This window comes from Streptomyces sp. NPDC126499 (assembly GCF_040302485.1).
In the GTDB taxonomy this organism is placed as follows: Bacteria; Actinomycetota; Actinomycetes; order Streptomycetales; family Streptomycetaceae; genus Streptomyces.
On the sequence record NZ_JBEOUO010000002.1, the window covers coordinates 113,010 to 128,125 of the forward strand.

Annotated in this window: 12 protein-coding genes; 7 read left to right on the forward strand and 5 right to left on the reverse strand. The window is 72.9% G+C overall.

Annotation, left to right across the window (positions count from 1 at the left end):
* Nucleotide 1: 1 nt before the first annotated feature.
* From wecB to ABTZ91_RS03260, 6 genes are all read left to right on the forward strand, one after another.
* Entirely contained in the window at nt 2–1,105 is a 1,104-nt protein-coding gene (wecB, locus tag ABTZ91_RS03235; protein ID WP_352075391.1) for a non-hydrolyzing UDP-N-acetylglucosamine 2-epimerase, read from the forward strand.
* Between the two features lie 113 nt (nt 1,106–1,218).
* Nucleotides 1,219–2,157, forward strand: coding sequence for a chain length determinant protein (locus ABTZ91_RS03240; protein WP_352075392.1), 939 nt, complete (start codon nt 1,219–1,221; stop codon nt 2,155–2,157).
* A gap of 14 nt (nt 2,158–2,171) precedes the next feature.
* Nucleotides 2,172–3,779, forward strand: a complete 1,608-nt coding sequence (locus ABTZ91_RS03245; protein ID WP_352075393.1) for a lipopolysaccharide biosynthesis protein — start codon at nt 2,172–2,174, stop codon at nt 3,777–3,779.
* Between the two features lies 1 nt (nt 3,780).
* Complete coding sequence (locus tag ABTZ91_RS03250; RefSeq protein WP_352075394.1) at nt 3,781–4,824, forward strand: hypothetical protein; 1,044 nt, start codon at nt 3,781–3,783, stop codon at nt 4,822–4,824.
* Nucleotides 4,825–4,916: 92 nt separating this feature from the next.
* Nucleotides 4,917–5,585 (forward strand): class I SAM-dependent methyltransferase, encoded by a 669-nt coding sequence (locus ABTZ91_RS03255; RefSeq protein ID WP_352075395.1) that lies wholly within the window; start codon nt 4,917–4,919, stop codon nt 5,583–5,585.
* A complete protein-coding gene (locus tag ABTZ91_RS03260; protein ID WP_352075396.1) occupies nt 5,578–6,381 on the forward strand; it encodes a glycosyltransferase family 2 protein in 804 nt (267 codons plus the stop codon). Before ABTZ91_RS03255 ends, ABTZ91_RS03260 begins: the two co-directional genes overlap by 8 nt.
* Here ABTZ91_RS03260 and ABTZ91_RS03265 read toward each other — a convergent pair.
* Nucleotides 6,360–7,304, reverse strand: a complete 945-nt coding sequence (locus ABTZ91_RS03265; RefSeq protein WP_352075397.1) for a glycosyltransferase family 2 protein — start codon at nt 7,302–7,304, stop codon at nt 6,360–6,362. The two genes, ABTZ91_RS03260 and ABTZ91_RS03265, sit on opposite strands and share 22 nt — an antisense overlap.
* Nucleotides 7,304–9,352: an O-antigen ligase family protein gene (locus ABTZ91_RS03270; RefSeq protein ID WP_352075398.1), complete on the reverse strand. Its 2,049-nt coding sequence runs from the start codon at nt 9,350–9,352 to the stop codon at nt 7,304–7,306. The genes ABTZ91_RS03265 and ABTZ91_RS03270 overlap by 1 nt, the downstream gene beginning before the upstream one ends.
* 44 nt (nt 9,353–9,396) lie before the next feature.
* On the opposite strand from ABTZ91_RS03270, the gene ABTZ91_RS03275 reads away from it, so the two are divergent.
* Complete coding sequence (locus ABTZ91_RS03275; protein WP_352075399.1) at nt 9,397–10,119, forward strand: hypothetical protein; 723 nt, start codon at nt 9,397–9,399, stop codon at nt 10,117–10,119.
* Here ABTZ91_RS03275 and ABTZ91_RS03280 read toward each other — a convergent pair.
* From ABTZ91_RS03280 to ABTZ91_RS03290, 3 genes are all read right to left on the reverse strand, one after another.
* The gene (locus ABTZ91_RS03280) at nt 10,094–10,702 is read right to left on the reverse strand and encodes an acyltransferase (RefSeq protein ID WP_352075400.1); all 609 of its coding nucleotides are present in this window, start codon (nt 10,700–10,702) and stop codon (nt 10,094–10,096) included. The two genes, ABTZ91_RS03275 and ABTZ91_RS03280, sit on opposite strands and share 26 nt — an antisense overlap.
* Nucleotides 10,703–10,776: 74 nt before the next feature.
* Nucleotides 10,777–11,823, reverse strand: a complete 1,047-nt coding sequence (locus ABTZ91_RS03285; RefSeq protein ID WP_352075401.1) for a glycosyltransferase — start codon at nt 11,821–11,823, stop codon at nt 10,777–10,779.
* 28 nt (nt 11,824–11,851) lie between these two features.
* Nucleotides 11,852–15,109 (reverse strand): DUF4082 domain-containing protein, encoded by a 3,258-nt coding sequence (locus ABTZ91_RS03290; protein ID WP_352075402.1) that lies wholly within the window; start codon nt 15,107–15,109, stop codon nt 11,852–11,854.
* Nucleotides 15,110–15,116: the final 7 nt, after the last annotated feature.

The following is a 15,116-nucleotide window of genomic DNA, read 5'->3' on the forward strand; positions in this document are numbered from 1 at the left end:
CATGCGGATCATCTGCGTCGCGGGCGCGCGGCCCAACTACATGAAGATCAAACCGGTGATGGACGCCCTGGAGGCCCGGGGCGCCGAGGTCGTCCTCGTCCACACCGGACAGCACTACGACCCGGCCATGAACGACGTCTTCTTCCACGACCTCGGCCTGCGCCCGCCCGACCACTTCCTCGGCGTGGGCTCCGGCAGCCACGCCACCCAGACCGGCCGGGTCATGACCGCCTTCGAACCACTCGTCGAGGAGCTCGCCCCCGACCTCGTCGTCGTGGTCGGCGACGTCAACTCCACCCTCGCCTGCGCCCTCGTCACGGCCAAGGCCGGCCCGCTGCTCGCCCACGTCGAGGCCGGGCTGCGCAGCCGCGACTGGTCCATGCCCGAGGAGGTCAACCGCGTCGCCACCGACCGGGTCAGCGACTACCTCCTCGCCCCCTCCCACGACGCCGCCGACAACCTGCGCGCCGAGGGCTACCGGGACGACCAGATCCACGTCGTCGGCAACGTCATGATCGACACGCTGTACGCCAACCGGGACCGGGCCAGGCGGTCTGGCGCCCTCGACGAACTCGGTCTCGCGGAAGGGGAGTACGGCCTCGTCACCCTGCACCGCCCCGCCAACGTCGACGACCCCGACATCCTCACCGGCCTCCTCAAGGGCCTCGGCGAGGTCGCCGCCCACTGCCCCCTCGTCCTGCCCGTGCACCCCCGCGCCGCGGAGAAACTGCGCGCGCTCGGCGTCCCCGGCGGCATCCGGCTCGTCCCGCCCGCCGGCTACCTCGACTTCATCGCCCTCCAGGCCGGCGCGCGGATCGTGCTCACCGACTCGGGCGGCGTCCAGGAGGAGACCACCGCCCTCGGCGTCCCCTGCGTCACCCTCCGGGACAACACCGAACGCCCGATCACCGTCGAGCAGGGCACCAACGTCCTCGCCGGCCGCGACCCCGACCGTATCCTCGCCACCGCCGTCCGGCTCCTCGACGACCCGCCGGAGCCGCGCCGGCCCGAACTCTGGGACGGCAGGGCGGGCGAACGCATCGCGGAGGTCCTGCTGGAGGGAGGAACCGCGGCCAACCGCCCCAGGCCCACCGACCACCGCTGAACCGCACACGTGGTGATCGCGAAGGGCTCACAACCCGGCGCGATCCCACCTATCCTCATCTGCGGGACGGCAGTTGAGCAGCCGCCCCACGGGGCCAGCAGGGGGGGAACGCCATGGACCTCGCAGAGATCTTCCGGGTCATGTGCCGGCGGTGGTACGTCCTCGTGCCCGGACTGCTGCTCACCGCCGGACTCACGGTGGGGGCATGGCTGCTCGTGCCCGTCTCGTACGAGTCGCAGAGCACCGTCGCCATGCTCAACTCCCGCAAGGGCGCGGCGGCGGACGGCAACCCCTTCCTCAGCATGGAGCCCTCGCTCACCGGCATGGCCGACAGCCTCGCCCGCAACGTCAACTCCGACGCCTCCAAGGCCGAGTTGAAGGAGCGGGGTCTCAGTCTGAAGTACGAGGCCAAGATCGCGGACAACGCCCAGGGGCCGCTGCTCTGGCTCACCGTGACCGGTGAGGACCGGCCGGCGGTCCTGAAGGGCAACAGGACGCTGATGGCCTTCACCGCCCAGCGCCTGAACGACCTCCAGGCGGAGCAGGCGGTGCCCGCGGACGCCATGATCCGGATCACCACGATCGTCCCGCCGCAGAACCCCGAGGCCCAGCTCAAGTCCAAGATCCAGAACCTGGTCATGGCCGCCGGCCTCGGCATCGTCCTGAGCCTGGTGGCCACCTTCTTCGCGGAGGCGCGCCGCCGGGGCCGGACCCCGGCGAAGCACCGCCAGGAGCCCGCCCGCACGCCGGACGCGGAGCCGGCTCCCGGGGCGAGCGCACCCGCCCGGCCCGCCGACCTGGGCGGAGACCTCGCGGACGGGCTCCTGACGGGCACGGACGGGCAGGCCGGCCACCCGGCCGTCGACCCGGTCGTCGACCCGGTCGTCGATCCGGCCGTCGATCCGGTCGGGGACGCGCGCGGCGACGCGCCCGACGCCCCGCCCGCCGGCGAGGGGGACCGGCGGCAGCCCGACCAGCCCACCGTGCAGCTCCCCGTCCTGCCCGTCGCCGAGCGGCGCCCCGCCAAGCGCCCGCCCTCCTGGGTGAAGTGACGAGGAGCCCACCTGTGGAGACCAGCGCCCCCGCGCCCGCCGCCGCTCCCGCGGCGGACGACGGCCCGGCGTCCCTGGGGACCAAGGTCCGCTCGGCCACCCGGTGGAGCCTGATCAACACCATGGTGATGCGGCTCGGCAACTTCGCCACCGGCATCGTCCTGGTCCGCTACGTCCTCGACCCGGCCGCCTGGGGCGTGTACGGCGTCGCCCAGACCGTCCTCATGGTGCTGCTCTCCGCCAACGAGCTCGGCGTCACCCTCGCCATCGTCCGCTGGGAAGGGGACGTACGGCGGTTCGCGCCCACCGTCCTCACCCTCGGCGCCCTCTCCAGCGGCCTGCTCTACCTCGCCCTGTTCGCCTCCGCCCCGGCCGTCGCCGCCCTCCTCGGCTCCTCCGAGGCCACCGCCGTACTGCGCGTGATGTGCCTGTGCCTGGTGCTGGACGGGCTCTCCCAGGTGCCCGCCGGCGTCCTCACCCGCGAGTTCCGCCAGGGCCGCCGGATGGTCGTCGACGCCCTCAACTTCGTCGTCAGCACCACCGTCACCCTGGTCCTCGCCCTCCAGGGCTGGGGCGCCATGAGCTTCGCCTGCGGTGCCGTCGCCGGCAACGTGGTGGCCCTCGCGGGGTGCGCGCTCGCCGCCCCCGGCATGCTGCGCTTCGGCTGGGACACCGCACAGGCCAGGGCCCTGCTCCGGTTCGGGCTGCCGCTCGCCGGCGCCAGCCTGCTGTCCCTCGCCGTCGTCAACGCGGACGCGATGATCGTCGGCGCGGTCCTCGGCAACGTCGCCCTCGGCTACTACATGCTCGCCTTCAACATGGCCGGCTGGCCGGTCCGCGTCATCTCCGAGACCGCCCGCCGGGTCGCCTTCGCCGGTTTCTCCCGCCTCGCCGACACCCCGAAGGCCCTCTCCGAGGGCTTCGCGCGGGCGCTCGGCGTCCTCATGACCGCCACCGTCCCGGCCTGCGTGCTGCTCGGCGGGCTCGCCGGACCCCTCGTGGAGCTCGTCTACGGGGCGAAATGGCGGCCCGCCGCCGAGGCTCTGCCCTGGCTGATGGCCCTCGGCCTCGCCCGGATCGCCGCCGAGCTCACGTACGACTGTCTCGTCGCCGTCGGCAGGCGCCGCTCGCTCCTGCTCATCCAGGGCCTGTGGCTGGTCACCCTCGTCCCGGTGCTGATCCTCGCGGCCCGCGCCGGGGGCATCGCGACCGTCGGCGCCGGCCATGTCGCCGTCGCCGGTGCGGTCGTCCTGCCCGCCTTCCTCCTGGCCCTGCGGCGCGGCGGCATCGCGGTCCGGGCGCTCGCCCGGGTCTGTCTGCGGCCGGTGCTCGGCGGCCTGCTCATGGCGGCCGCCGTCGTGCTGCTGCGGCAGCGTCTGGGGGAGGGGCCCGCCGCCCTGTGCGCCACCAGTGTCACCGGGCTCGTGTGCTACGGCCTGTGCGTGCTGCCCGGCCGCAGACTGGTGCGCGGCGCACTCGCCCGGCGGAGCCGGAGCCGGACGGACGCGCCGGCCGCGGACCGACCGCCCGCGGCGCACCGGGCGCCCGCGACGGACGGCGCGCCCACCCTTCCCCCCGTACCGGCGCAGAAGCGGCCGGCCGGCCCGGCCCACGAGCGATGAGGTGAGTCCCCTGGCCCGACCCGGCCGCCGCAAGGTCCTCGGAGCGGCACTGCTGAGCGCCGTCCTGCTCTTCTCCCTGTTCACCTTCACCGGACTCGGCCAGAAGGCGCTCTGCCTCGGCGGCGCCGCGCTGTGCGACTCGCGCGCCATCACCGCGCCCGGCGCCACCGCCCCGCCCCCCTCCCGGAGCGGCGGCGCGGACGGCAAGCCGCGCGCGCCGAAGGGCTGCGCGAGCCCCCGCGACTGCGGCTACCCGGACGAGACCACCACCGGCCCGCGGATCGCCACCCTCACCCCGCAGAACACCGGCAACGCCGCCATCCGTACCGACGGCACCGTCATCCGCGGCTGGGACATCACCGGCTCCCTCGACATCTACGCCAACGACGTCACCGTCATCGACAGCCGCATCACCTCCACCAACTGGTGGGGCATCAACCTGCGCCCCGGCTACTCCGGCCTGCGCGTGCTCCACACCACCATCACCGCCGTGCCCGGCAAGGGCCCGAACAACGGAGGTTCGGACTACGCGGTCTCCAACATGAGCACCAGCTCGGTCGAGGTCGGCCACTGCGACATCTCCGTCTTCGGCGACGCCCTGTCGATGGGGCAGGGCAACCTGCACGACAACTACGTCCACGACATCACCCCGTACAAGAACCTCGACGGCGAGTGGCAGCACACCAACGCCGTCATCAGCAACGGCGGCGGCAAGGGCAAGCTGATCATCCGTCACAACACGCTGCTCAACCCCACCCCGGTCGAGAAGGGCGCCTCCGCCGCCATCGGCCTCTTCGCCGACAGCGCGCCCGTCACGCACACCGTCGTCGACGACAACTGGCTGGCGGGCGGCGCCTACACGCTCTACGCCGGCGGCAAGGACTCGGCCGGCATCGAGGTCACCGACAACGTCTTCTCGCCGCAGTACTACCCGGCCGGCGGCAAGTACGGGGCCGTCGCCTACTGGAACCCCACGGGCCAGGGCAACGTCTGGCGCGGCAACCGGATGGCGGACGGAACACCGGTGGTCCCCACCCAGCCGTGATTCATGAGATCGGCTGATAAATCCCCTCCGCACGGCTACGGTTGACCGCGACCGACCCACCCTGCCTCCCTTGACCCCAGGTGGTTGATGCGATGTCCGGCCTCCGTGCCCTCCGCGATCGTTTCGTCGACGCGCCCGACTCCCTCGGCGAACGGTTCCGCGCGGCCCGCTGGGAGCGGTTCCGGTCCTGCTTCCCCCACATCGACGGCATGCGGGTGGTGGACCTCGGCGGCACGGCCGAGAACTGGCTCCGCTCCCCGCTGCGGCCCAAGCACCTCCACCTGGTGAACCTGGAGGCGCACCCGGCCGAGCTGCCCGACTGGATCACCGCCGAGACCGCCGACGTCACCGACCCGGGCATCCCCGGGAAGCTGGGCGAGTTCGACCTGGTCGTCTCCAACTCCACCATCGAGCACGTGGGCGGACCCAGCCAGCGGCGCCGCTTCGTCGCCGCCATCGAGCGTCTCGCCCCGCTGCACTGGGTGCAGACGCCCTACCGCTACTTCCCGGTGGAGCCGCACTTCCTCGCGCCCGGCTTCCAGTTCCTCCCGCTGGCCGCCCAGGCCAAGCTGGTCCGGCACTGGCCGCTCACCCACAGCCGCCCCGCCACCCCGGAGGAGGGCATGGACGCGGTCCTCAACATCGAACTGCTCACCCGCGCCGAGATGCGCTACCTCTTCCCGCACTCCGTCATCCTCAGCGAGCGGGTCGCCGGACTCACCAAGTCGCTCACGGCCGTGCGCGCCACGGCGCGTGCGTAGCCTGCTCAGGGGCCCCTGGGAGCTGCTGAAGCGGCTCTTCGGCTGGCTCGTGCTGTACGAGCTGCGCAACAAGCTCCTGCTCGCGCCCACCGCCCGGCGGCTGCGCCGCTTCGAGGACGCCGAGACCGCCCGGCTCGCCCGTGAGCTCGCCGGCGAGCTCGGCCGCCGTCCCTCGGCCAGGGTCGCGACCGTCATCGCCACCCACCGGCGGCCCGAGGCGCTGCTGCGGGCCGTGCGCTCCGCCCTGGAGCAGACCGTCCGCGACCAGGTCGTCCTCGTCGTCGACGACGGCGCCGGTCTTCCCGAACTCCCCGCCGATTCCCGCCTGTTCGCGGTGTCCCTCGGCCGCAACACCGGCGTGGCGGGTGTGGTGCGCAACGTCGGCATCCGGCTGACCTCGTCGGCGTACGTCGCCTTCCTCGACGACGACAACCTCTGGGAGCCGACCCACCTCCAGGAGGCGCTCGCCGTCCTGGAGGCCCCCGGCGGCCCCGACGGCGTCTACACGGCCCTGCGGCGCCTGCGGCCGGACGGCACCGAGCTCGACGTCCTGTCGGTGCCCTTCGACCGGCGCAGGGCCGCCCACGAGGCCTTCCTCGACACCAACGCCTTCGTCGCGCGGCGCGTCCCCGCCCTGCGCTTCAGCAGGCTGCGGCGCACCCCCGAGGTGCTGCCCCGGGAGGACTGGGAGCTGATCCGCCGCTACGCCCGCAGGCACCGCGTGATCCACCTGCCCCGGCCCACCGTGCGCTATCTGGTGAACCCGGGGAGCTTCTACACCTCGTGGGGCGACTGAGGCCCGCGCAGCAGGGCCGCGACCGCGGCCCGCGCCGGCTCGCGGCCGAGCGCCGCCCGGGACAGCTCCCGCAGCAGCACCGCGCCGCGGAAGGCCGCGGTGGCGGCCAGGCCGTGGCGGCGCCGGTAGAGCCGCACCCGGTTGGCGACGAGCAGCGACCACAGGCGCGGCGAGATCCGCGAGTCGCCGCCGAGGTGGGTCGCCCGCGCGGAGGGCTCCAGCCGGGTCCGCAGGCCGAGGTCGCGGGCGCGCAGGCAGTACTCCGTCTCCTCCGAGTAGAGGAAGAAGGACTCGTCCCATGGCCCGCAGGCCGCCACGCACTCCCGGGACAGCGCCATCAGCGCCCCGGTGGCCCAGTCGGCGCAGGTCCGCCCGGTGTAGGCGGCCGGGGTGGTGACCAGCTCGCTCCAGCGCGGGAACCGGCCCGCCCTGCGGTTGCCGAGGACCGCCTCGCCCAGAGCCCGGGTGAGGCTCGACTCGCGGCGCAGGGAGTGAACGAGGGTGCCGTCCTCCTCGTGGAGCAGCGGCACCGAGATCCCGACCCGGCCGCCGTCCGGCAGCGGTGTGCCGAGGGCCTCCACCAGCGCCGCCGCGCAACCCTCGCCCATCCGGATGTCCGGGTTGCAGATCAGCACGGCCCGGTAGCCGTCCTCCTCCCGGGCCGCGGCGCGCAGGGCCGCGTTGACGCCGAAGGCGTAGCCGCCGTTGCGGCCGGTCTCCACGACGGTGGCGTCGGGGGCGTGCGCGCGGACCACGGCGACGGTCTCGTCCGAGGAGTCGTTGTCGGCGACGACGAGCCGCCAGTCCAGCCCTTTCATCCCCGCCGGGAGGGAGTCGAGGAAGCCCGGCAGCACCCGGGCGCTGTTCCAGGTGACGACGAGGACGACGACCGGACCGGTCGACTCCGTTGCTTGACAGGACATCAGATCTCCACGAGACGAGGGGCGTCGGGCGTACGGGCGGGTGGTGGCGCGGGCGCGGCGGGCACGGGCCCGTCGCCCGCCGGCTTCCCGGACGCCTCCCGCCGTACGAAGCCGAGACAGCTGCCGCCCGCCCCGAGCAGCAGGAAGAACACCCCGGCGAACATCGGGAAGCTCAGGGTGTCGAAGGTGGCGCCGACCACGAGTGCCACCATCGCCGAGGCGAAGAAGGCCTGCCCGAGCTCCCGGTCCGACTCCGAGCGGGCGAGCCGCCGGATCGCGCCCCCGTTGTGGACTCCGGAGAGCCCGAGCAGCAGCAGACAGGCGGCGCCGAGCGCGCCCAGCTCGGCGAGGGTGAGCAGATACTGGTTGTCGGTGAAGAAGTAGCGCTCCGGGGTGAAGGTGCCGAAGCCCCGCCCGAAGAGCGGATCCTGCACGAAGTACTCGTAGATCTTGGGGTACTTGACGGTCCTGGCCTGGGTGCTGCTGTCGGCGTTGCCGAGACTGCCCGAGAAGAGCCCCGTGATCGTCCCGATCAGTCCCGGCACCAGGACCTTGAACAAGGCCACCGCCCCGCACAGGATCCCGATGGCCGCCCACCGCCGCTCGGGCTTCCAGCGGGGCAGCATCACCAGGACGACGATCAGGACACCGATGATCGAGGTCCGCGACACCGTCAGCGGCAGCCCGCCCCCGAGCAGCACCACCGGCGCCCAGCGCCGGAACCTCCCCAGATGCCTGCGCGCCGGGTCGAAGGCGTACCAGATCGCGAACGGCAGCAGGATCGCCAGCATGCCGCTGAACTCCAGCGGATGGGCGGTGAGCGAACGGGGCCGGGTGAAGGAGCCGCGGTCGAGGACCGCGACGCTCGCCACGCTGGAGTTGAGGCCCGGGACGCGCAGCGAGTCGGCGATGTTGGTCCCGGTGACGAAGTCGTACAGGCCGAGCGCCGCCACCACCGAGCCCATCACGACCAGGCGGCGCAGCAGCACGTCCAGGCGCCCCCGGTCCTGGATCCCGGCGGTCGTCAGCACGATCAGCGACACCCACACCAGCAGCACGATCAGCCCCCGGTCGGCCGCCAGGATCTCCTTCTGCGAGCTGATCCGGTCCTGGTTCGCGACGTACGACATCAGGACGACGAGGGCGAGCACCAGGACCACGTTCCGCATCGTGCGGGTGCCGGGCGCCGGGGCGATCCGGCCCGTGCACCAGGTCGCCAGGTACCAGAACAGGCCGAGGAGCGCGAACACGTTGGCCGGGGTGCCGGCACCGCCGAGCGCGGGCAGCGCCAGGTTCGACGGCAGGAACAGGGCGAGCGCCAGATAGCCGGTGAGCACCGCCGTGGCGTCCAGCGGCCTCGTCAGCAGCCGGCGCACCCGGCCCGCCCCTGGCCGCGGCACCGGAGGAGTGGCGTGCCGCCCCGGCAGGCCCCGGGCCCGGCGACGGGCCCCCGACCACGCCTCCACCACGAAGGACAGCAGAAAGGCGGCGGTCACCCCGAAGACGATCACGGCCGCGACCTTCTGGTAGCGGGACTTGGGCTGCGCGACCGGCTTCTGCGGCGGCACGATGTGCGCCGACCGCACGTAGTACCCGTCCGGCACCCGGGCCTGCTCCTGCAGCGCCCGCAACTGCTCCTCGGCGTACTCCGTGATCCTGCGGGTCTCCTGAAGGACCTTCGCCCGGTCCTCGCCCTTGACCGTCAGGGTCAGCAGCGGCCCCTCCGCGTGGGCGGCGAAGTCGACCGTGTACTCGTCGGTGACACCGTGGCCGCGCAGCACCACCACCGTCTCCGGCGACTGCAACGCCCGGATCAGCACATCGGCCGTGCCGATCAGCGAACCGCTCGCGTACGCCAGCGGGTTGCCGTAACCGGGCGCCGGCCGGGCCACCCGGCTGGAGTTGAGCAGCGCCAGCTGGCTCTGCGACTCGTACGTCACGGGGACGGTCCGGTAGAGGTAGCCGCCCGCGACCAGACCGATCAGGGTCAGCGGCACCATCACGTACCAACGCCTGGCCAGCACACGGAAGATCTCGGCGATGCTCACGAACCCTCCCCCGGTTCCCCTCGGAGCTGCCAGTATCGGTGCCGATGCCACCGCTGCCCGCCACCACCGACCACGCCGCGCAGACCCCCGAGGGACTCGCCCGCGTGCTGCTGCGCCGCTGGTACGTCCTGGTCCTCGCCGCCCTCGTCACCGCGGCCGCCTGCTATCCGGCGCTGCGGCCCGCGCCGCGCTACCAGAGCTCGGCGGTGCTCGTGGTGAAGCCGCCGCGCACCGACAACCAGCCCAACCAGCTGACCAACCTCCAGCCCTCGCTCGCCATGGTGTCCTACGCGGTCGTCCAGCGGCTCCGGTCCCCGGCGGGACGCGCCGAGCTGCGCGCGGCCGGCGTGCACGGCACCTACCGGCTCACCCCCCGCAACAGCGGCACCAGCGCCACCCCGTACTACTCCATCCCCACCCTCCAGGTCGAGGCGGAGCAGCCCGCGCCCGAGGACGCCGACCGCGTGGTGCAGACGATCATCGCGGTCTACGGCCGCCATCTGGACGCCCTCCAGCGCGAACAGGGCGTGCCGGCCACGCACCTCCTCACCGTCGACCTGGTCAACCGCCCCGGCACCGTCGCCCTGCCCCCCAACCGGACCCGGGCGCTCGCCGGGGTGGGGCTGCTCGGCACGCTCACGGGCGTGATGGCGGCACTGTGGACGGAGCGGTACGCGACGGCGCGCCGCCGTCGTCGCCCCGGCCCCGGCCCCGGCCCCGGCTCCGTCCCCGGCCCCGAGGTCAGTGCGCCGCACCGTACTCCGTGAGACGGCCGTCCCGCTCCTCGTACAGTTCGCCGGTCTCCGGGCACTCCCACACGCCGGGCCGCTCGGCGTGCGCGGTCAGCCGGACGCCCGCCCTGCCGACCCAGCCGACCTGTCGGGCCGGTACCCCCGCCACCAGGGCGAAGTCGGGCACGTCGGCGGTCACCACCGCGCCGGCCGCGACCAGCGCCCAGCGGCCGATGGTCACCGGCGCCACGCACACCGCGCGGGCGCCGACCGCGGCCCCGTCCCCGATCCGCACGGCCACCGGCTCCCAGTCGCCGCCCCGCTTCAGCCTGCCGTCGGGGGAAACGGCCCGCGGGTTGTGGTCGTTGGTGAGGACCACCGAGGGGCCGATGAACACGCCGTCGCCGAGCTCCGCCGGCTCGTACACCAGGGCGTGGTTCTGCAGCTTGCAGTTGTCGCCGATGACCACGCCGGGGCCGACGTAGGCGCCCCGGCCCACCACACAGTTCTCGCCCAGGCGCGCGTCCTCGCGGATCTGGGCGAGCTCCCACACGCTGCTGCCGGCACCGACGACGGCCTTCTCGTCGACCTGGGCGGTGGGCTGGACCCGGTAGTTCACTGATGTGCCTTTCTTACGGAGAGAAACGAAGTCGATCGCCGGCGGCCCGCCCCCGGCCCGGACCCGGACCCGGACTAGATCCCACGGCGCTTCCACGACTGCCACCACAGCCACTCGCGGGCCCGGTCCGCCACCGCCGAGAGCACCAGCGGCTGGAGGTACGGCATGGTCCGCGCGCCGATCCGCCGCCGCAGCCGCAGCGCCCGGTACTCCGGCAGCGACTCGGCGTCGGGCCGGCACGCGCGGGCGAAGGCCACGAGCTCGTCGACCGGCACCACGTCCGTGCGCCCCCGGTCGTACGCCCGGTACGCCCGCCGCAGCGCGTGGCGGGCCAGGCGGGTGTTCACCAGGGCGGCCAGCCGGTCGGCCTGCGGGAGCCGGTCGGCGCACTTGTCGAGGACCGAGGCGAACGCCGCCCGCCGCTGCCGGATGTCGTCGAGCTGCCCGCCGAAGTCGGTGGTGGACATGTTGTCGCCGTGCACGCGGTAGAACGCCTGGTCCGCCCCGCGCACATAGCCGACGTCGGCGTGGGCGGCGAGCCGCATCCACATCTCGATGTCGCCGGCGTGCGGCAGCTCCGGGTCGTAGCCGCCCACCTTCTTCTGCAGGCTGGTGCGGACCACCACCTCGGGTGAGGTGATGCAGCCCGTGCCCTCGCGGAAGCGCCGCTCCAGCCACCAGTGGCCCGGGTAGACCACGGAGCCGGTGCTCCGGGTGCGGGCCGCCGGGAGCGGCCCGCCGTGCCGGAAGCGCAGCGGCCTGCCGTAGCAGAAGCCCGCCTCCGGATGGGCGTCGAGCAGGGCGACGGCCCGTACCAGCGCCCCCGGGACCAGCCGGTCGTCGGCGGACAGCAGGACGACGTAGTCGCCGTCCGCCCACTCCAGCAGGCCCTCGTTGTACGTGGCGATGTGGCCCTTGTTGGTCGCGTGGACCCGCACCTCGATCCTCGGGTCGGCGGCGGCCAGCTTCGCGGCCACCTCCGCCGAGTCGTCGGGCGAGGCGTCGTCGATGATCAGCACCCGCACGTCGAGGCCGGGCTGTTCGTCGAGCACGCTGCGCACGCAGTCGGCCAGGAAGTGGCCGTACTTGTAGCAGGGGATGACGACGCTGACTGAGCTCATGTGCTGCGGTCCCCGGTTCCGGTCGGGGTCAGCCGGTCGTGAAGACCGGGCCGACCCAGTAGTTCGTCGAGTTGTAGGAGCTGCTGGGGAAGACGGTCGAAGCGCCGTACCGGTACAGGCCGTTGCGGCTGCCCGTCGCGTCGGCCGGGGCGGACAGCGGGTAGGTGAGGTGGGCTCCCGCGAAGTAGCCGCTGTCGGCCGCGTAGTTGCCGTTCGGAGCGTGGTACGACACCACATAGGTGGTCCCGGCGGTGATGGCGACGGGGGTGGCGAAGGTCAGTTTCTGCCAGCCGGTGGCGGTCTCGTCGGTGAAGGTGCCGGTCGCCAGCAGGGTGCCGTCCTCGGTCCACAGGCTGCCCGTGTGGGTGCCGGTGTTGGTGGCGCCCTTGTAGAAGGTGACGCCGGTGACCTTGCCGGGCAGCGAGGACCGGAACCGGGTGCCCAGCTCCAGGGAGTTGGCGTCGCCGGTCTCGGCCGCCTTCGCCGGCACCGTCTGCGCGTTCCACAGGGTGCAGGGGCACGCGGCCGGTGGCGGTGTCGCGCTCGTGGTGAACGTCCAGGTCACCGGGTCGGCCATCGCGTTCCCCCACAGGTCGGCGGCCTGCACGGACACCGTGTACGGGGTGTCGAGGGCGAGCTGGCTGTTGAGGGTGAAGGCGGCGGTCCTGCCGTCGCCGTCGAGGGTGGCCCGGCCCGGGACGGCGGTGCCGCCGGGGCCCTTCACTGTGAACACCAGGGTGCCGCTGTCGACGGCCCGGTCGAAGGTCGCGGACAGCGGGGCGGTGATCGACACCCCGGTCGCACCCGGGGCCGGGGTGCGGGCGGTCACGACGGGCGGTGTGGTGCTCGCCGACCCGGTCTCCAGGACGGCGTCCACCCAGTAGTTGCTGCCGGATGAGGCCTGTGACGGGAAGCCGCTGGTCGCACCGTACTTGTAGACGCCGTTGCCGCCGTCGGTGCCCGACTGCAGCGCCGTCAGCGGGGCCAGGCCCGCGCTCTTGTCGGTGAAGTAGCCCGCGTCGAAGGCGTATCCGCCGCGGGGTGCGAAGTAGGAGGCGATGTACGTGGTGTTCGCCTTCACCGGGACCGGGTTCGCGAACGTCAGCTGCTGCCAGCCGGACGCGGTCTCGTCGGTGAAGGTGCCGGTGGCCAGGAGCCGGCCGGAGGCGGACCACAGACTGCCCGTGTGCGTCCCGGTGTTGGCGGCGCTCTTGTAGAAGCGGACGCCGGTGATCGTGCCGGGAACCGAGCTGCGGATCTTCACGCCCAGCTCGACGGAGCTGCCGTCGCCGCCGTTGGGCTTGGCGGGCGCCGCCGAGGCGGGCCACACCGTGCACGGGCATTCCTGCTCGGCCACGGTCAGCGGCACGGTGGTCACGGCACCGATGTTGACGCTGTCGTCGACCGCGCGGACCTTCAGCTGCACCGGGCCCTGGGTCATCGGCGTCCAGGTGTGGCTCCAGGAGCCGGTGCCCTCGGCCGCCCGCCAGGTGGTGCCGCCGTCGGTGGAGACCTCCACCCGGGCCACCACTCCGCCGCCGGTGTCGGCGGCGGTGCCGGTGACGGTGATCTGCCGCTGCGCCGGGACGGAGGCGTTCGGGGCGGGGCTGGTGACGGTGACGGCCGGGCCGGTGGTGTCGGTGGAGGCCGAGGCCGGAACCAGACCGGACTGCAGGGTCTTCGGCTGGAGCCCCATGTCGGCGAGGATGTTCACGGTGGCCTGCTGCATCCGCTTGTCCTCGGTGACGACCCCGCCGGCCGGGTCGGCCGTCGGCACGTTCGTCAGACCCCACGACCACTGCACGGTGCCGGTGCCGAAGACCAGCGCCTTCGACGTCTGGTCGCGGAAGGCGACCAGGCTGTGGGTGGCGGTGCCGTTGCCGTAGTTGTTGCCCCAGTCGAGCAGGTAGTTCCCGTCGGTGATGTCGAGCGTGGTCGACGACAGCCGGATCTGGCCCGCCGGACGGCTCGCGTTCTCGATGTCGCTGTTCCACTCGTAGCCGAGCGTCCCGGCCGGGAAGGTGGCGACCTGATGGCCCGTCAGGCTCGCGACCGACGTGTTCCGCCACAGCCGCATCCGCGCGAACGCCGCCGGCACGGTGATGGAGTCGTTGCGCGGCCCGTTCACCTGGAACAGCGAGCCGGTGAGCATGTTCTGCGGGCGGTAGGGCTCGCCCTCCTTGGTGCTGTCCGGGTCCATCCACGTGCCCGTCCACACGTTGCTCGGATCCGGAATCCCGTTCGGCGTCGGGAACTTGAGCTTGGTCTCCTTGTAGCAGACCAGGGTCCGGTTCGCCGTGTTGCTGCCGTCGATGCTCGGCTCCAGGCGGGTCTTCCAGAAGATCTCGTTGCCCGCGAAGAACGTCTGGTGCTGCCCGGCCTTGCGGGCGCCCAGGACGTCGGTGAACTGCTCCTGCGTCCAGTACTCGTCGTGCCCCTGGGACATGAACATCTTGTGGTTCGCGAGCAGCGTGGCGCCCCGGGTGGCGGTGTCCAGGCCGGATATGTAACTCAGGTCGTAGCCGTTGCGCTCCAGCCAGGCGATCATCATGTACTCGGAGCCGTAGATGCCGTTCTCGCCGCCGATGTCCATCGGCCGGTTGTAACTGACCTTGTACGCCCGCCCGTCCGGCGCGGGGCCCTGCCCGTCGTACAGGTTGGTGCCGCCCCAGTCGTTGTACGCCTGCCAGGTCTGGTCGGAGGTCTGCACCACGATGTCGGAGCGGCTGGTGTCGTCGCGCACCACGAACGGGTACGGCATGAGCCCGTTGCCGTCGGCCTGGTCGAAGTTGGCGATGTACAGGCCCGAGACCGCGTCGGCGGGCACCGTCCAGCTCGCTGTGGTCGGCCAGTTGCCGCAGTCCATCAGGCCCGTCGGCTGGTCCTTGAGACAGGCGGGCCGCTGCGTGCCGTAGGTGGCCGGATAGGTCTGCGCGGCCTGCGCCGGGGTCGACATCAGCCGGGCGCCGTCACCGCCGTACCAGCCGAGCCGGTAGATCTTCACGTGGTACGGGGCCGGTGACTGCACCTTGAACGACAGGGTCTCGCCGGCCTGGAGGCTCATCTTGGTGGGGAATCCCGCGATGTCGCCCCAGGAGCTGCCGGCGAACCAGTCGTGCATGGGCGTGCCCGGCTTGGAGTTCTCGCAGACGATCGGGTTGCCGCCCGGGCCGCAGGGATCGGCGAGCGCGGTCGCGTTCCCGGCGGGCGGCAGGAATATCGCGGCCAGCGCCGCGGCCAGGGCGAACACGGCGCCTCTGACCCGGCGACGGTGGTGGTGGGGCATCGCTGGA

Excerpts from the sequence above, each read along its gene's own strand:
- wecB (WP_352075391.1), top strand. The coding sequence starts at position 2 with ATGCGGATCATCTGCGTCGCGGGCGCGCGGCCCAACTACATGAAGATC.
- ABTZ91_RS03240 (WP_352075392.1), top strand. The coding sequence starts at position 1,219 with ATGGACCTCGCAGAGATCTTCCGGGTCATGTGCCGGCGGTGGTACGTC.
- ABTZ91_RS03255 (WP_352075395.1), top strand. The coding sequence starts at position 4,917 with ATGTCCGGCCTCCGTGCCCTCCGCGATCGTTTCGTCGACGCGCCCGAC.
- ABTZ91_RS03265 (WP_352075397.1), bottom strand. The coding sequence starts at position 7,304 with ATGTCCTGTCAAGCAACGGAGTCGACCGGTCCGGTCGTCGTCCTCGTC.
- ABTZ91_RS03275 (WP_352075399.1), top strand. The coding sequence starts at position 9,397 with ATGCCACCGCTGCCCGCCACCACCGACCACGCCGCGCAGACCCCCGAG.
- ABTZ91_RS03285 (WP_352075401.1), bottom strand. The coding sequence starts at position 11,823 with ATGAGCTCAGTCAGCGTCGTCATCCCCTGCTACAAGTACGGCCACTTC.
- ABTZ91_RS03290 (WP_352075402.1), bottom strand. The coding sequence starts at position 15,109 with ATGCCCCACCACCACCGTCGCCGGGTCAGAGGCGCCGTGTTCGCCCTG.